Raw genomic sequence first — 16,254 nt, 5'->3', positions numbered from 1 at the left:
ATGCGCAAGAAAGGCCGGGACATCCCACCCCAGCTCGCCCACATCGAAAGCTCCGGCAGCACCCGCCAGGAAGCCAGCACACTCCTCGCCGCGCACTCCTGACCCGAGCTGTAACGATTGCGCCGAGGGGCCGTCCCCGGAGGAATTCCGCGTCCGGCCCTTTGCTGTGTATCACGTAGAATTAAGGCACTATGGCGAATTCCCCTGATTCCAGCAACTCCAGTCCGGCTTCTGACGCTCCGAAGCGGGGCCTCTTTTCCCGTAAGCCCAAGGCGGCCAAGGTCAAGAAGCCGAGCCGTCTGAAGCAGATCCGCGAGGTCTTCCAGATGACCCGCGAGCACGATCCGATGGTTCCGTGGCTCATGCTGCTGGCCTTCCTCGGCGTCGTCGCTGTCAGCTTTGTCGTCGGATTCCTGCTGGACAACTGGATTACCGGCCTGATCATCGGCATTCCGCTGGGCGTTTTGGCGGCAACCCTGATCCTGTCCCGCCGTGCAGAGCGCGCCGCGTTCGCACGGATTGAAAACCAGCCCGGCGCCTCGGGCGCCGCGCTGGGCACGCTCAAGCGGGGCTGGATCGTCGAAGAGCAGCCCGTCGCGGTGAACCCCCGCACCCAGGACGCCGTATTCCGCGCCATCGGACGGCCCGGCGTTGTCCTGGTGAGCGAGGGCCCCAGCACCCGGGTCAAGCCGCTGCTCGACGCCGAACGCAAGCGGCTCGCACGCATCCTGCCCAACGTCACCATCCACGTGATTGAAACCGGCCGCGGCGAGGGCCAGGTTCCGATCAGCCAGGTCGCCAAGAAGATGACCAAGCTGAAGAACGAACTCACCAAGCTTGAGGTCAGCACGGTCTCCAAGCGCATCTCTTCGCTCGGAAGCCGGCTGCCCATTCCCAAGGGCATTGACCCGTACAAGGCCCGCCCGGACCGCAAGGCAGCCCGCGGCCGCTAGGCCGCACCCGCCAGACCAGGCACGCCCCGGTAACCGCCTCTTCAGGCCGGCGGCCGGGGCGTTTCCTTTGCCCACGACATCCCCCACGTCCCGCCGGGACAGAAACCGGAGACTTTCGCCATGAAACGTCCGTCCACGTCTGCCGTAGTCCGCATCTTCCGGGTGCTGGCCATCGCCGAAGCATTCAGCTGGGCCGCGCTGCTGGTGGGGATGTTCCTCAAATGGGTCACCCGGACCACGGAACTCGGAGTGGAGATCGCGGGCCCGATTCACGGGGCGTTGTTCATCGGCTACGGGATCGCAGCACTGAGCCTGTGGGGTCTGCAGCGCTGGCCGTTCCGGGTGGCCCTGTTCGCCGGGCTCTCCGCGGTGTTCCCCTTCGCCACGGTCTGGTTCGAGCGCTGGGCCGGCCGCCACGATTACCTGACGGTCCAGGCCGGCCGCCACCCGTCGACGCCGGCGAAGGAAACTTCCCGCGAGACGGCCGGCGTCTAATACGCGGCACTAGCCCCGCGCTGCAGTAGCAACGTTCGTCACTGGCGCCGTGCAGCCGCAGCGATGCGCGGCCGGCGCTACATCCGGACGAGGACCGTGTTCATGGCCTTGTCGTGCAATCCGCGGTGGTCCGGGTCAAAGATGACGGCCGGGATCACGAGGCACAGCAGCAGGCTGCGGACCAGGGCCGGAAGCGGGCCGGCCGGGCCGCCGCCCAGCCGGATGACGTGGATCCCCATGATGCGGTGACCAATGCTGTACCCGAGAGTGCCGACCAGCAGCGCCTGCTCGACGGCGAACACGGCCAGCGTGGCCCAGGAATTGCCGGCGAACGCGTAGTTGCTGATCAGCAGCGCGATGCCCCAGTCAATGCAGATGGCGACGATGCGCCGGCCGGCCCGGGCGATGGAGCCCGGCCCGGACTCGGGCAGGCCCAGCCGCTCCCCCGGGTACTTCGAGATGCCGGACGTATCCGGCCCGCTGAGCCATGAGCCAATGTCTTTGCGATCAACCACCCTCCAAGACTATCGGCAATCAGCACCGCCGCGGCGCTGTTCAGAGTGTGGACCCCCGGGGGCCACACTCTGGTCACGGATAGGCCACGTAGTGGACAGCGGCTACCGTTTACCTGTCAGGGCATTCTGTAACCTGCCGGAAACAAAGCGGACACCATCGGGAAATCCCGTGTCCTTAGGGTGGTAACAGTTGCTAGCGGCATAGGAGCGGGGAAATTTTTGTGTTTTCCCCGCTGTCGGACTGCGCTGGACCACATGGCCTGACGGCCAGATCTTTCACATGCATAAGGAGCATAGATGTTCAAGACTGCGGACGAAGTCCTCAAGTTCATCAAAGACGAAGACGTTAAATTCGTCGATATTCGCTTCACCGACCTCCCTGGCATTCAGCAGCACTTCAACGTGCCCGCCAAGAGTGTTGACGCGGACTTCTTCGTCAACGGCCAACTCTTCGACGGCTCCTCGATCCGAGGCTTCCAGGGCATCGCCGAGTCGGACATGCAGCTCATCCCGGACGTCACCACCGCCTTCCTCGACACGTTCCGCATGGAGAAGACCCTCGCGTTGAACTTCTCGATCGTGAACCCGCGTACCGGAGACCCGTACCACCGCGACCCCCGCGGCGTGGCCGAAAAGGCCGAGGCCTACCTGGCCTCCACCGGCATTGCCGACACCGCATTCTTTGCGCCCGAGGCCGAGTTCTTCGTCTTCGACAACGTCCAGTACCAGTCCTCCCCGCAGGGCAGCTTCTACAAAATCGATTCCGAGGAAGCACACTGGAACACGGGCCGGGAGGAAGAGGGCGGCAACCTCGGCTACAAGACCCCGGTCAAGGGCGGCTACTTCCCGGTCTCCCCGACCGACAAGCAGGCCGACCTCCGCGACGCCATGTGCATCGCCCTGGATGAGGCTGGCCTCGAGGTCGAGCGCAGCCACCACGAGGTCGGTTCCGCCGGCCAGGCTGAGATCAACTACAAGTTCACCACCCTGACCCACGCGGCGGATGACCTGCAGAAGTTCAAGTACGTCATCAAGAACACTGCCGATGCCTGGGGCAAATCGGTCACCTTCATGCCGAAGCCTGTCTTCGGCGACAACGGCTCGGGCATGCACTGCCACCAGTCACTGTGGAACGGTGGCGAGCCGCTGTTCTACGACGAAAAGGGCTACGCCGGCCTGTCCGACATGGCCCGCTGGTACATCGGCGGCCTGCTGAAGCACTCCTCGGCCGTGCTGGCCTTCACCAACCCGACGGTGAACTCCTACCGCCGCCTGGTCAAGGGCTTCGAAGCTCCGGTGAACATGGTTTACTCGCAGGGCAACCGCTCCGCCGGTATCCGTATCCCGATCACGGGCTCCAACCCGAAGGCCAAGCGCATCGAGTTCCGCGCTCCGGACCCCTCCTCCAACCCGTACCTGGCCTTCGCCGCCCAGCTGATGGCCGGCATTGACGGCATCCGCAACCGGATCGAACCGCCGGCTCCGATCGACAAGGACCTCTATGAGCTCCCCGCCGAGGAAGCCAAGGACATCCCGAAGGCTCCGGGCACGCTCGAAGAGGCCCTGGATGCCCTGGCCGAGGACAACGAGTTCCTCCAGGCCGGCGGCGTCTTCACCCAGGACCTGATCGACACCTGGATCGAGTACAAGTACGAGAACGAGATCCGTCCGCTCTCGCTGCGCCCGAACCCGTACGAGTTCGAGCTGTACTACGGCGTCTAGCCACCAGCGGCTTTCCGTCCACGGATCGCACGACGGCGGCCCCCACCTTCCGGTGGGGGCCGCTGGTCTTTAAATCCTGCTTGTCCGTAATCCGCTTCAGCGCTTCCCGTACTTCCGATGCACGGCCTGCTTGCTCACGCCGAGACACGTTGCGATGGCTTCCCATGACAGGCCCGCCCGGCGCGCCCGCAGCACCGCTGCCGTCTCCGTCCGGGACACTTCCTTGCGCAATTCGACCACCGCATACAGCGCCTCGGCCGGACCCTTGGAATCCATCGAACCGATCAGTGTTTCCATCAGACACCTCCTGGCGTCAACCGTAGTTGACAATCCGCCGCCTAGTCAACTGAAGTTGACGGCAGGTTATCGGTGTGCTGGAGGAGCCCGCGCAGGGCCGCCGCGGAGGCGGGCGAGCTCAGAACCCCCGGTACATCGTCCGCTGCGGGCCGGAGTCGCCGCCCAGGTACTGGCCACGGTCCTCGTATCCGGCCTTGCGGTAGGCGGCCCGGCCGGCGGGATTCAGTTCGTTGACGGAGAGCACCACGCCGGTCTGCCCGCCGCCGAGGGCCGCCGTGAGTTTCGCCGCGGCCACTACCGCGGCGTCCGCTGCCAGCGTGCCGAGCCCCTTGCCCTGCTGCCGCCGGTCAATCAGGAAACCGCGGAGCAGCCAGACCGAGTCGTCGTCGGCCCAGCCGGCCAGGGTCGCAGCCCCGGCCTGCAGGGTCAGCACCCCGACAGCGGATCCGTTGGCATCAATCGCAAAGGGGTGCCGGGAATCCTCTTCCAGCCCGATGAGCACCATGCGGAGCGGCTCGCCCACGAACCCGCGCTGGGCATCGGTGACGTCAAGCCCTGCGATCTCGCCCAGCTTGATGGCGCAGGCGTCGTCGTCGAGGTTCTTCAGCGGCATCAGCCACACGTTTCCAGCCATAACAGAAGCGTACCCAAGCCGGCGGGCCTGCTCCGACGCCGGCTGCCGGCAGGGTGGTCAGAGCGCTGCGTCCTTCGGCGGCCCTGCCGGGTCCATCCAGAAGACTTCCCACAGGTGGCCATCCGGGTCCTGGAAGCTGTGGGTATACATAAATCCGTAGTCCTGGGCTTCCTCGGACGGTGCGCCGCCGGCGGTGAGTGCCGTCCGAATGAGTTCGTCGACCGCCTCGCGGCTGTCCAGCGAGAAGGACATGATGACCTCGGCAGCGCCTGAGGCATCCGCGACAGCCTTGGACGTAAAGCTCTTGAAGTACGCCTCGACGAGCAGCATCACGAAAGCGTCGTCGTTGACGATCATGCAGGTGGCGTTCTCATCGGTGAAGTCAGGATTAAAGGAAAAACCCAGCGCAGTGAAAAACTCCACCGTCTTGTCGAGGTCCTTGACGGGGAGGTTCACAAAGAGTTGTCTGGCCATGCGGATAAGGTAGCACCGCGGCCGCGGGGTGTCAGCCCCCGGGGCCCTGGCCCGGCTCTCGACGGGAGCTCTGCCCGGCCGTCACTGGCCGTAGAAAACCCGTTCGAACACGCCCCGGGCCCGCCGGCTCAGCCTCAAATAGTCCTCCTCGAAGGCGGCGGCGTGGCCTTGTCCGTAGCCACACCAGCGGGCCACCGCCTCCAGATCGCGGCGGGAGGACGGCAGCAGATCCGAAGCCCGCCCGGTCCAGATCACGTTGGCGGACCGGACGCGGCTCGCGAGGCGCCAGGCCCGGAGCAGGACCACCAGGTCCCCCGCATCGAGGAGTCCGACGGCGGCTGCCGCCTCCAGCGCCTGCACCGTGGAAGTGGTCCGCAGCTCCGGGTGCTGTCCGGCGCGCCGCAGCTGGATGAGCTGGGCGAGCCATTCGACATCGCTCAGTCCGCCGCGTCCGAGCTTCAGGTGCCGGGCCGGATCGGCGCCGCGGGGCAGCCGTTCCGCCTCCACCCGGGCCTTCACCCGCCGGACTTCCCGCACGTCGTGCGCAGAGAGCGACTCGGGGTAGCGGACGGTGTCGATCAGGGCCACGAAGTCGGCCGCCAGCTCATCATCTCCCGCCATGGGCCGGGCACGCAGCAGCGCCTGCGCCTCCCACACGAGCGACCACCGGCGGTAATACTCGGCGTAGGATTCCAACGACCGCACCATGGGCCCGCTCTTGCCCTCGGGACGGAGGTCCGCGTCCACCATCAGGACGCGTTCAGCCAGGATGGCGGGCTTCAGCGGCTGGGTGAGAAGGCTGGAAAGCCGGCTCACGATCTGCAGGGCCTGCTGCTGGGCCTCCTCCTCCGGGACTCCGGGAAGCCCCCGGTGCACGTAGATAACGTCGGCGTCCGAGCCGTAGCCGATCTCCCGGCCGCCCTGCCGGCCCATGGCGACCACGAGTACATGCGTTTTGAGCGGCTCCTCTGCGGTGACCATGGTTTCCGCGACGCGCAGGGCCCCCAGCACGGCGGCCCGGTCGGTGTCGGCCAGCGCCGCGCCCACCTGGTCCTGGTCCAGCAGTCCCGCGCTGTCCGCGATCGCCGTCCGCAGGATCTCGCGGCGCCGGATCAAACGGATCAGGCGCATTGCGCTTTCCGGGTCCGCGTGGCGGGACATCTTGGAGGCAATCTCGAGCCATTGTGCCTCGAAGGTCAACGGGACGAGTTCCTTGTCCGAGCCGAGCCAGGCCACGGATTCGGGCGAGACCTCGAGCAGGTCGGCGATCAGCCGGGAGTTGGACAGCACGTGGCAGAGCCGCTCCGCCGCCGCCGTCGAGTCCCGCAACATGCCGAGGTACCAGTGGGTGGTGCCGAGAGCCTCACTGACCCGCCGGAAGGCCAGCAGGCCGCCGTCCGGGTCCACCCCCTCCGCGAGCCAGCCCAGCAGGATCGGCAGGAGCTGGCGCTGGAGTGCGGCGCGGCGGCTGACCCCCGCGGTGAGCGCCTCGATGTGGCGCATGGCGCCGCTTGGATCGAGGTAGCCCAGGGCGGCGAGGCGCCCCTGCGCGGCTTCCGGGCTGAGCCTGGCCTCCTCGCTGCTCAGTGACGCGGCGGTGTTCAGCAGCGGGCGGTAGAAGATGCGCTCGTGCAGTTCGCGGACAGACCGTTTGGTCCTGCGCCAGGTCTCGACCAGGGCGTCGGGCTTGGGCCGTTCACTGGAGAACGGGCCGAGCACGGCCTTAGCGAGGGACCGCAGCGATGCTTCCGCGACCGGCATGAGATGGGTGCGGCGCAGCTGGAACAGCTGGATCCGGTGTTCCAGCAGCCGGAGATAGCGGTAGCAACGGTCGAACTCAGCCGCGTCGGAGCGGCCGATGTAGCCGCCCGCGGACAAGGCGGCGATGGCCGAGGTGGTATCGCGGCAGCGCAGGGTCTCGTCGGATTTGCCGTGCACCAGCTGCAGCAGCTGGACGGTGAATTCAACGTCGCGAAGTCCCCCGCGGCCCAGCTTGATCTGCCGCTGCTCCTCTTCGGCGGGGATGTGTTCGGTGACCCGGCGGCGCATCGAGCGGACGGACTCCACGAAGCCTTCCCGGCCGGCGGAGGCCCAGATCAGCGGTGCGACTGCGGCTTCATAGCGGGCGCCAAGATCGGCGTCCCCGGCGATGGTCCGGGCTTTCAGCAGCGCCTGGAACTCCCAGCTCTCGGCCCAGCGGGCGTAATAGCTCTCATGCGACGCCAGGGTCCTGACCAGCGGTCCGGATTTTCCCTCCGGGCGCAGGTTGGCGTCGACCTCCCACAGCCCGGGTTCGCGGCCGATGGACATGATTGCCCGGGAGATCCCGGAGGCTAGGGCAGTACCGATCGTATTGGCGCGCGAATCGTCGAGCCCGCCGGGATCAATGACGTAGATGACGTCGACGTCGGAGATGTAGTTGAGTTCCCGGGCCCCGCACTTTCCCATGCCGATCACGGCGAGCCCGACGTCGGCCACTTCGGTGGCGCTGAAGTGTTCGGCGGCCTCGGCCCGGGAGACGGCCAGGGCGGCCTCGATAGCGGCACCGGCGAGGTCCGCCAGTTCGGCGCCGGCTGCGGGCAGGAAGTCCAACGGATCGGCGGCACAGAGGTCCTTGACGGCGAGCTCGACGAGGCCGCGCCGGTACTCGGTGCGGAGCGCCACGTAGCCCTCCTGCCCGGTCAACGCAGCGACCGGGCGGGCGGCTTTCGGATTGGCCCGTACCGAGAGCAGCAGCCGGGCGCGCAGGCCGGCGGCGTCCGCAGCCCGCGGTTCCGGGCTGGCCGTCACGTCGAAGGCGTCAAGGTGCTCCGGATGGCGGATCAGGAACTCGCCCAGCGCCTCGGAGGCGCCCAGCACGCGGTACAGGGGTTCGCTGCGTTCCAGCTCGGCGACCGCCAGCTCCCGCAGCCCGCGGTGCTTTTCGATCAGCCGGACCAGCGACTGCAGCGCCGTGTCAGGGTTCGCGGCCAGCTGCAGCCCTGCGAAGAGGGTGTCCTGGTCCAGGCCCTCCAGCTCCGGGGCGGCCAGGAACCGTTCGCCCTTTTCCAGATCGCTGAAACCGGCCGAAATGAGGCGTCGTGCCAGGCTCACCCGGGCCGCCTAAAGGATGCCGAGGTTGCGCTGCAGCTCGTAGGGCGTGACCTGGAGGCGGTAGTCCTGCCACTCGGCCCGCTTGTTGCGCAGGAAGTGTTCGAACACCTGCTCCCCGAGGATCTGCGGCATGAGTTCGGAGTCCTCCATCGTGCGGATGGCATCGTGCAGGCTGGCCGGAAGCGGATCGTGGCCCATCGCCCGGCGCTCGGCCGAACTCAGCGACCAGATGTCGTCCTCGGCGGCGGCGGGGAGCTGGTAACCCTCCTCGATGCCCTTGAGTCCGGCACCGAGCAGAACGGCGTAGGCCAGGTACGGGTTGGCGGCCGAGTCAATGCCGCGGTATTCGATCCGCGCCGACTGGCCCTTGCCCGGCTTGTACAGCGGGACGCGAACGAGGGCGGAACGGTTGTTGTGGCCCCAGCTGAGGTAGCTCGGGGCTTCTCCGCCGCCCCAGAGCCGCTTGTAGGAGTTCACGAACTGGTTGGTCACCGCGGTGAACTCCGGCGCGTGCTTGAGGATGCCGGCGATGAACTGCCGGGCCGTCTCGGAGAGCTGGAACTCGGCACCGGCCTCGTAGAAGGCATTCGTGTCGCCCTCGAAGAGTGAGAAGTGCGTGTGCATCCCGGAACCCGGGTGGGCCGTGAACGGTTTCGGCATGAACGTGGCGTAGGTGCCCTGCTGCAGCGCAACCTCTTTGATCACGGTGCGGAAGGTCATGATGTTGTCGGCGGTCTGCAGGGCATCGGCATAGCGCAGGTCGATCTCGTTCTGGCCCGGGCCGGCCTCGTGGTGGCTGAACTCGACCGAGATGCCTACCGATTCCAGCATGGTCACGGCCGTGCGGCGGAAGTCCTGTGCCACGCCGCCCGGAACGTGGTCGAAGTAGCCGCCCTCGTCCACGGGGACGGGGGAACCGTCGGGACCCGGCTGCTGGGACTTGAGCAGGTAGAACTCGATCTCGGGGTGGGTATAGCAGGTGAAGCCCATGTCCGCGGCCTTGGCGAGGTTGCGCTTGAGGACGTTGCGGGGATCAGCGGTGGAGGGTTCGCCGTCGGGCGTCAGGATGTCGCAGAACATCCGCGACGTCGCCTCGGTCTCGCCGCGCCAGGGCAGGATCTGGAAGGTCGCAGGGTCCGGCTGGGCCAGCATGTCGGATTCGAAGACGCGGGCCAGGCCCTCGATCGAGGAGCCGTCGAATCCCAGGCCCTCCTCGAACGCGCCTTCCACTTCGGCCGGGGCCAGGGCCACGGACTTCAGCGATCCGACGACGTCCGTGAACCACAGCCGCACGAACCGCACATCGCGCTCTTCGATCGTCCGCAGGACAAACTCTTGCTGGCGGTCCATACTCTGGCCTCTTTCCGGTTCTTTCGTCGTGCCACCGGCCCGTCGTGCGTGGGTTCCCGCGGCTGCTCACGATTCACTTTACTAATCATTGCCACCGATTGCTGAAGCGGCTGCCGCGCGTAACCCAGCGTTAACACGAGGAACCCGGAATACAACGCCTCACGCCCCTTGCCGGACTGCCGGCAGGCACCCGTGTGACGTGATTCACGCGCCCACCTGCTGGAGCCCGGTAGCTAGGACGCGCGGTATCGCACTACGCTCGTGCCATGGCCACAAGCACCAGCCCCGATTCCAGCATGCCCGCAGAAGCAGCCGCCCCCTACGGCAACGGCCCGTCAGCCGCAGGCCTGTCCGCAGCACCGCCCGCACGTCCGGGCGGCGGCCAGGAGGCGGGCGCCCGGAAGCCGGTGGCGAAGATCCGCACCCACCACCTGCACCAGGCCAAGCTCGACGGTGAGCGCTTTGCCATGCTGACAGCCTATGACCAGTACACGGCGGAAATCTTCGACCAGGCCGGGATCGAGGTTCTCCTCGTCGGCGACTCGGCGTCCAACAACGTCTTCGGCAACGAAACCAGCCTGCCCGTCACCGTGGACGAACTGCTGCCGCTCTGCCGCGCCGTCACCCGCTCGGCCAAACGCGCCCTGGTCGTGGCGGACCTGCCCTTCGGCAGCTACGAGGTCTCCGCCCAGCAGGCAGTGGCCACCGGCGTCCGGTTCCTCAAGGAAGGACTCGCCCACGCGGTCAAGATCGAAGGCGGAAAATTCTACGCCGAAACCGTCCGGGCCATGGTCCAGGCCGGCATCCCGGTGATGGCGCACATCGGTTTCACCCCGCAGAGCGAGCACGCCCTTGGCGGCTACCGCGTCCAGGGCCGCGGCGATGACGCGCAGCGGCTGATCGACGACGCCGTCGCCCTGGCCGAGGCCGGGGCGTTCTGCGTGTTGATGGAAATGGTTCCGGCGGCCACGGCGGCGGCCGTGGATGCCGCCGTCGCCGTCCCCACGATCGGCATCGGCGCCGGCAACGCGACCACCGGCCAGGTGCTCGTGTGGCAGGACATGGCGGGTCTGCGCGGCGGCAGGATGGCCAAGTTCGTCAAGCAGTACGCGGACCTGCGCACCTCCCTCAGCGACGCGGCGAGAGCTTATGGCGAGGACGTGCGCTCCGGCCAGTTCCCCGGACCCGAGCACTCCTTCTAGGCGAGCGCTGCGGGCTCCTTTCCCCATCGTGCCGCGTCACCTCATCCTTTACGAACGATGCGTTGCGCCGCCCGTCCGGGCACGCTGGCCTTAAGGTCTGCATCAGGGCCCCAGCAGATGCTCCGCCGGCCCGGACCGATTTATGCGCGAAGCGCTGGGTCTGGCTCCGGTGGACATAATTGGAGGAGTAACGATGGACACGACTAACTTCTGGGACGTTCTCCTGTGGAGTTTCTGGTTCTTCATCTGGATCGCCGCACTGATGGTGTGGTTCCGCTGCTTGATTGACATGTTCGGCGACCACACACTCAACGGCTGGGCCAAGGCCGGTTGGGTGATACTGCTGGTCTTCGTGCCCTGGCTCGGCGCCCTCATCTACCTGATCGCCCGGGGCCGCAGCATGGCCGAACGTCAGATGAAGGCACTGGCCGAGCAGCAGGCTGCCCAGCAGGACTACATCCAGCAGGTCGCCGGCAAGTCGACCAGCCCGGCCGCGCAAATCGCCGACGCCAAGGCGTTGCTCGATTCCGGCGCCATCAACCAGACCGAGTTTGATTCCCTCAAGGCAAAAGCACTGGCCTGACGCGGGCCGGACAACCCTGTCGTGAGAATCACCTGGCTTGGTCACTCCTCGGTGGTTCTGGACCTCGACGGGGTTCGGGTCCTGACCGATCCGCTGCTTCGCCCGCACGCCGGGCTGCTGCGGCGCATCGCGCCGCGGCCGGACCCGGCGTCGTGGAGCGGCGCGGACGTCGTGCTCCTCTCCCACCTGCACCATGACCATGCCGAACTGCGCTCCCTGCGCATGCTGGGCGGGGCAGCGGTGATGAGCGCTCCGGCGAACGTCGTGTGGCTGCGTCGCCGGACCCAATTGCCGGGAGTTCCCTTGGGCGACGGCTGGACCCCGGTAGGCAGCGGCGGGGTCGAGGTTCGCCAGGTGCCGGCCGAGCATCGTCACCGCCCCATGCCGCACCGGCCCAATGACGCCCACGGCCAGCTGGTCCGGGGTCCCTCGGGCGTTGTCTGGATTGCCGGCGACACGGGGCTGTTTCCGGAGATGGCCGAGCTCCCCGCCATGGCAGGCGGGGCCATCGATGTCGCCCTGGTGCCGGTCTGGGGGTGGGGGCCGAGGCTCTCGGCGGGGCACCTGTCCCCCGAGACCGCGGCCCGGGCAGCGGCGCTCAGCGGCGCGCGCTATGCCCTGCCGGTGCACTGGGGAACGCTGCACCCGCCGTTCGTCACACGCTTCGCCCGGGGCTGGCTTGAGCACCCCGGGCGCCGGTTTGCTCTCGCCGTGGCGGAGCAGGCACCTGGCTGCACGGCCGTGGTCCTGGCCCCGGGCCAGTCGTGGGTCGCGCCGGAGTGAAATCCGCCGGTCTCGAGCCGTCCCGGTCTTGAACTGTCCCGGCCCGCCGGGATTCTGCTCAAGGCAGCCGCTCAGGGGGAAGCGCCGTCGTGGTGCGCTGGCCACAGGACTCGAGCATTGCCACCAGCACGCGGTGGAGCCTGTCGGCACCCTCTATCCGCTCGGGCAGCCCCGTCATGAGATCGGCCGGGCCAAGCAGCAACGCACGGTCCTGCCAGCCGCCCAGGCCCCCGTGGGACCCGACCAGGCCCTCGAACGCAGCGACGTCGTGGGTCACCGGATCGACCGCGCTGTTGACGTAGAGGTCCGGTGCCTCGGGGAGCAGCAGCGCACGCCGGAGCATCCGCGCCGCGTGTGGCCCGAAGACAGCCAACGGGTCCGCGCCGTCCACTGCACCGCTTGAAATATTGTGGCGGCCGCGGCTCCCGATCGCCCAGGCCTGGCCGTCTTCATCAATACCGGCGACGAACCCCACACCGGGATGGCCTGCCAGTCCGGGGACCAGGGCCGGCCACTCCCGCTCGAGGTCCTGGAGCGTCCGGCGCCGGTCACCGCGCACGTAGACCAGGCCCAGGTTGCCCGAGCCCAACACGACAATCGGCTCTTCGGCGGCTTCGCCGGGGGCGGAAGTCTGCTGTGCCTTCGCCAGCTCCTCGTCGGCGCGGGCGGCGAGTTTCCCGGACATCCCGCCCGCCGCGATGTCGCCGGCGATGGAGTCCGCCCGTCCCAGCCCTTCGACCGAGGCGTCCACGTTCTGCACGTCTTCGTCCATGAGTTCCGCACACAGGCCGGCGAGAGTCTGGCCGTAGCGGTCGGCAAACGGGGTGCCCTGGGACTGGCCGTGGTCCGAGAGGACCACCAGCCGGTAGCGGCGGGGAGCGGATCCGGCGAGCTCGGCCAGGGATCCCAGCGTGCGGTCCAGGCCATCCAGGGCGGCGAGGGACTCGGGCCGAAACATCCCCGCGTGGTGGGCGATCTCGTCATAGTCGACATAGTCGACATAGATGCTCCTTGTGCCGCGACGCAGTTCCTCCGCCACCAGGGCAGTGTTCAGGTCGCGGAGCAGACCGTTCGTGACGGCACGCAGCACGGCAAAGGTCCAGTCCCGCTGCACACGCGGGTCGAGGTCACGCTTGCGCTGGCGCCGGGCCTGCCACCGCTCCTTGAGGATCTCCCCGACGGTCCGCGTGAGGCTCCGCATGAACCCGTTGGGCGAGGTGAAAAACCAGGCGAACGCACGACGGGTTTGGGTGGAGCCCCGGCGGACCTCCACCCGGCTCATCGTCATGAGCGACCGGGGCGCGTCACCCGTGAACAGGTTGGAAATGGAGACCCCGTCGTCGCAGAGCAGGCCCCGGCCGGTGCTGTGCCTGTCCTCGATCACCCGGGCATCGGCCGGCCGGTTGGCCACCAGGACCCGGTTGAGCTCACGGTCGTACCACCGGAAGGCGGGGATCCCATCAACGGTGCCGTGCAAGATTCCCAACTGGCTGGCCGGCGTGGTGCACGGCAGCTGGGGAGTCCATTCGCGAAAAGTGTAATCCCCCGACGCCAGCCAGCGCCGCAGATGCGGGACTGCGCCGGACTGGACCGCCCACTGCAGCACCGGGAAGGGGACACCGTCGAGCTGCACGAACAGGACGCCGTCAACCTCCGGATCGGTCACCGTTTGCCGCCGGCGCGCCCTGCCTGCCAACGAGGTGATGAGGCCGTCGTCGGTACCGGCCGTGGTGGCCCACGAGATGACCGTGCCCACAACGGCACTGACCCAGGTGGCGACCAGGGCGGTCCAGGCCGTCGACTCGATGCCGGGCACCAGGCGGATGGCGACGTACATTATCAGGGCTTGCCCGAGCAGGGCGGCAAGAAGGACGGCCAGCCAGCCCACCCTGGCCGAGATCTCCACGAGCCCGGGGCGCAGGACCAGCCCGACGATGCCGGCCACGGCCGCCACAGCGGCGTACGCCCACCAACTGGTTGCAGAGAACCCCGGCACGAGCGCGCCAGTGACGATGAGGGCCACCGTCGAAGCGGCCCAGGCAACGGCCAGCCGGGCCAGGTCGGCGACCCGGACGCCGCGGCGGCGGGTTACGCTCGTCGGCATTTTCCCAGTATGGCCGAGCGCCGCAAGCCGGCACTCATCCGCACCGGGTGAGAATAAGGGCATTCGCCCAGGAAAGTATCAGTTCTGCCGGCCGGTCGCCGGGTCCTCCGCGCCGGGGCGGTGTCAGTCCGCCGCCTGGGCGGCGCCCGCTGGTCCGGGGCCGTCTTCGTTCTTGATGGCGGACACCTCAAATTCCAGCGTGATCTTGTCCGACACCAGCACACCACCGGAGTCCAGGGCGGTGTTCCACTTGAGCCCGAAATCCTGGCGGTCGATTCGGCGGGAACCTTCGAAGCCCGCCCGGAGGTTGCCCATGGGGTCCCGGTCCACGCCGATGAAGTCGATGGGGATCGAAATCTCTTTGGTGATCCCTTTAATCGTCACGTCTCCGCTGACAATGAAGTGGCCCTCATCCACCTGGTCCACCCGGCTGCTCACAAACGTGATCTTCGGGAAATGGGGGGCGTCAAAGAAATCGTTGGTCCGCAAATGCTGGTCGCGGTCGGCGTTGCGGGTGTCAATGCTCGCGACGTCGACACTGAGCCTAACCTGCGAGCGTTCCGGGTTGTCTGCGTCGACCGTGATCGACCCTTCAAAGTCGTTGAAGGCTCCGCGGACTTTTGTCACCATGGCGTGGCGGGTGGAAAAGCCAATGCGGGTATGGGCGGGGTCGAACCGCCACTGTCCTGCGTAGTCAGACAACAGTTCGGCCATGTTTATCCTCCTTGTGGCACCGGCAGTGCCAGTACTCGGGTGTGGGTAGTATAGCTTGCAGCCGGTCAGTCGTCGTCGTCACCTTTTTCCCAGGATTCGTTGCGCGCCTTGACCTTTTCGAGGGCGTGTTCGGCTTCCTCCCGCGTTTTGTAGGGTCCGATCAGCTGGCTCCAGTCGGACATGGCGTCCTCTTCAACCTCATGCGTATTGACGTTGTACCAGTACTCCGGCATTGCTGCTCCTCAGCTTCTCTCAGGGTGGCGTCCGGCACCCTGGGGGCCGAACGCCGTCGAACGCGCCTGTTATTTCCCACGGTATCTGTCCGCTTCTGTTTACTGGCGTTCGGCAGGGCCTTATATGATCAATGTATGCCTTCTCTAGCCTCGACCGCACCCATCGGCACACTCGTCCCGGGAGCAGTCAGTCCCCAGCTTCCCGTTCCGGCATCGATCCCCCGCCCGGAATACGTGGGCAAGCCGGGACCTGCGAAGTTCACCGGCTCGGAGGTCAAGTCTGCGGAGACCATCGAGAAGATCCGCATCGCCTCACGGATTGCCGCTCAGGCCATCGTTGAGGTCGGCAAGCACATCCGGCCCGGCGTCACCACGGACGAATTGGACCGGGTGGGTCACGAATTCCTGCTCGACCACAACGCGTATCCGTCCACTCTCGGCTATCGCGGTTTCCCCAAGTCCCTGTGCTCGTCGTTGAACGAAGTCATCTGCCACGGCATCCCGGACAGTACGGTGGTCAGGGACGGGGACATCCTGAACATCGACATCACGGCCTTCATCGGCGGCGTGCACGGCGACACGAACTACACTTTCCTGGCCGGCGACGTTGACGAGGAATCCCGGCTGCTCGTTGAGCGCACGCAGGAGTCCCTGAACCGGGCCATCCGTGCCGTGGCCCCGGGCCGCGAAATCAACGTGATCGGCCGCACCATCGAGTCCTACGCCAAGCGCTTCGGCTACGGCGTCGTCCGCGACTTCACCGGCCACGGCGTGGGCGAAGCCTTCCACACCGGCCTGATCATCCCGCATTACGATGCCGCCCCGGCCTACAACACCGTTATGGAGAGCGGGATGGTCTTCACGATCGAACCCATGCTGACGCTCGGCACCGTTGACTGGGACATGTGGGGTGACGACTGGACCGTCGTGACCCGTGACCACAAACGCACCGCGCAGTTCGAGCACACGCTGCTGGTCACGGAGTCCGGCGCGGAAGTCCTGACCCTCCCCTGATACCCCGCACCACCAGTAGATCCCGGTTTTCGCCTATCGGCCCCGGGCCGCACCTCCCAGCCCTGCCCCTGCCACGAACGGAACGACA

The 16,254-nt window shown here is 67.1% G+C and carries 16 protein-coding genes and 1 pseudogene; 8 read left to right on the top strand and 9 right to left on the bottom strand.

Going from position 1 to position 16,254, the window contains the following annotated elements:
- The 3 genes and pseudogenes from J2X01_RS16770 to J2X01_RS16760 form a co-directional block, all read left to right on the top strand.
- A pseudogene (locus J2X01_RS16770) lies at positions 1–102 on the top strand (lipoyl synthase); the annotation flags it as partial.
- Between the two features lie 89 nt (positions 103–191).
- Entirely contained in the window at positions 192–953 is a 762-nt protein-coding gene (locus J2X01_RS16765; RefSeq protein WP_310059931.1) for a DUF4191 domain-containing protein, read from the top strand.
- A 120-nt stretch (positions 954–1,073) separates the two neighbouring features.
- Complete coding sequence (locus J2X01_RS16760; RefSeq protein WP_310059928.1) at positions 1,074–1,448, top strand: DUF3817 domain-containing protein; 375 nt, start codon at positions 1,074–1,076, stop codon at positions 1,446–1,448.
- Between the two features lie 77 nt (positions 1,449–1,525).
- Here J2X01_RS16760 and J2X01_RS16755 read toward each other — a convergent pair whose 3' ends face one another.
- Entirely contained in the window at positions 1,526–1,963 is a 438-nt protein-coding gene (locus J2X01_RS16755) for an RDD family protein (RefSeq protein WP_310059925.1), read from the bottom strand.
- Positions 1,964–2,260: 297 nt separating this feature from the next.
- Between J2X01_RS16755 and glnA (J2X01_RS16750) the strand changes: the two genes are divergently transcribed.
- The gene (glnA, locus tag J2X01_RS16750) at positions 2,261–3,685 is read left to right on the top strand and encodes a type I glutamate--ammonia ligase (RefSeq protein ID WP_310059923.1); all 1,425 of its coding nucleotides are present in this window, start codon (positions 2,261–2,263) and stop codon (positions 3,683–3,685) included.
- Between the two features lie 96 nt (positions 3,686–3,781).
- On the opposite strand, the gene J2X01_RS16745 is transcribed toward glnA (J2X01_RS16750), so the two are convergent.
- The 5 genes from J2X01_RS16745 to glnA (J2X01_RS16725) all read right to left on the bottom strand — a co-directional run bounded on the left by J2X01_RS16745 (position 3,782) and on the right by glnA (J2X01_RS16725) (position 9,533).
- A complete protein-coding gene (locus J2X01_RS16745; protein ID WP_310059920.1) occupies positions 3,782–3,982 on the bottom strand; it encodes an AsnC family protein in 201 nt (66 codons plus the stop codon).
- A 118-nt stretch (positions 3,983–4,100) separates the two neighbouring features.
- The gene (locus J2X01_RS16740; protein WP_310059918.1) at positions 4,101–4,616 is read right to left on the bottom strand and encodes a GNAT family N-acetyltransferase; all 516 of its coding nucleotides are present in this window, start codon (positions 4,614–4,616) and stop codon (positions 4,101–4,103) included.
- Between the two features lie 57 nt (positions 4,617–4,673).
- Positions 4,674–5,090, bottom strand: coding sequence for a VOC family protein (locus J2X01_RS16735; protein ID WP_310059915.1), 417 nt, complete (start codon positions 5,088–5,090; stop codon positions 4,674–4,676).
- A gap of 81 nt (positions 5,091–5,171) precedes the next feature.
- A complete protein-coding gene (locus J2X01_RS16730; protein WP_310059912.1) occupies positions 5,172–8,183 on the bottom strand; it encodes a bifunctional [glutamine synthetase] adenylyltransferase/[glutamine synthetase]-adenylyl-L-tyrosine phosphorylase in 3,012 nt (1,003 codons plus the stop codon).
- A 9-nt stretch (positions 8,184–8,192) separates the two neighbouring features.
- Complete coding sequence (glnA, locus tag J2X01_RS16725; protein ID WP_310059909.1) at positions 8,193–9,533, bottom strand: type I glutamate--ammonia ligase; 1,341 nt, start codon at positions 9,531–9,533, stop codon at positions 8,193–8,195.
- 266 nt (positions 9,534–9,799) lie between these two features.
- On the opposite strand from glnA (J2X01_RS16725), the gene panB reads away from it, so the two are divergent.
- From panB to J2X01_RS16710, 3 genes are all read left to right on the top strand, one after another.
- Positions 9,800–10,735, top strand: coding sequence for a 3-methyl-2-oxobutanoate hydroxymethyltransferase (gene panB / locus J2X01_RS16720; protein ID WP_310059906.1), 936 nt, complete (start codon positions 9,800–9,802; stop codon positions 10,733–10,735).
- Between the two features lie 193 nt (positions 10,736–10,928).
- Positions 10,929–11,318 carry an SHOCT domain-containing protein gene (locus J2X01_RS16715; RefSeq protein ID WP_310059903.1) on the top strand — a complete coding sequence of 130 codons (390 nt, stop codon included), beginning with the start codon at positions 10,929–10,931 and terminating at the stop codon, positions 11,316–11,318.
- A 21-nt stretch (positions 11,319–11,339) separates the two neighbouring features.
- Entirely contained in the window at positions 11,340–12,101 is a 762-nt protein-coding gene (locus J2X01_RS16710) for an MBL fold metallo-hydrolase (protein ID WP_310059900.1), read from the top strand.
- Between the two features lie 58 nt (positions 12,102–12,159).
- On the opposite strand, the gene J2X01_RS16705 is transcribed toward J2X01_RS16710, so the two are convergent.
- The 3 genes from J2X01_RS16705 to J2X01_RS16695 all read right to left on the bottom strand — a co-directional run bounded on the left by J2X01_RS16705 (position 12,160) and on the right by J2X01_RS16695 (position 15,152).
- Positions 12,160–14,205, bottom strand: a complete 2,046-nt coding sequence (locus tag J2X01_RS16705) for a phage holin family protein (RefSeq protein WP_310059897.1) — start codon at positions 14,203–14,205, stop codon at positions 12,160–12,162.
- Positions 14,206–14,328: 123 nt separating this feature from the next.
- A complete protein-coding gene (locus tag J2X01_RS16700; protein ID WP_310059895.1) occupies positions 14,329–14,919 on the bottom strand; it encodes a YceI family protein in 591 nt (196 codons plus the stop codon).
- 65 nt (positions 14,920–14,984) lie between these two features.
- Positions 14,985–15,152, bottom strand: a complete 168-nt coding sequence (locus J2X01_RS16695) for an SPOR domain-containing protein (protein ID WP_310059893.1) — start codon at positions 15,150–15,152, stop codon at positions 14,985–14,987.
- 135 nt (positions 15,153–15,287) lie between these two features.
- Here J2X01_RS16695 and map point away from each other — a divergent pair, with 135 nt between their 5' ends.
- Positions 15,288–16,166, top strand: coding sequence for a type I methionyl aminopeptidase (gene map, locus J2X01_RS16690; RefSeq protein WP_310059890.1), 879 nt, complete (start codon positions 15,288–15,290; stop codon positions 16,164–16,166).
- Positions 16,167–16,254: the final 88 nt, after the last annotated feature.

This window comes from Arthrobacter ginsengisoli, assembly GCF_031456935.1.
Taxonomy (GTDB): Bacteria; Actinomycetota; Actinomycetes; order Actinomycetales; family Micrococcaceae; genus Arthrobacter; species Arthrobacter ginsengisoli.
The sequence above is the reverse complement of the archived record's forward strand: the minus strand, read 5'-3'. Positions and strand labels throughout refer to the sequence as shown.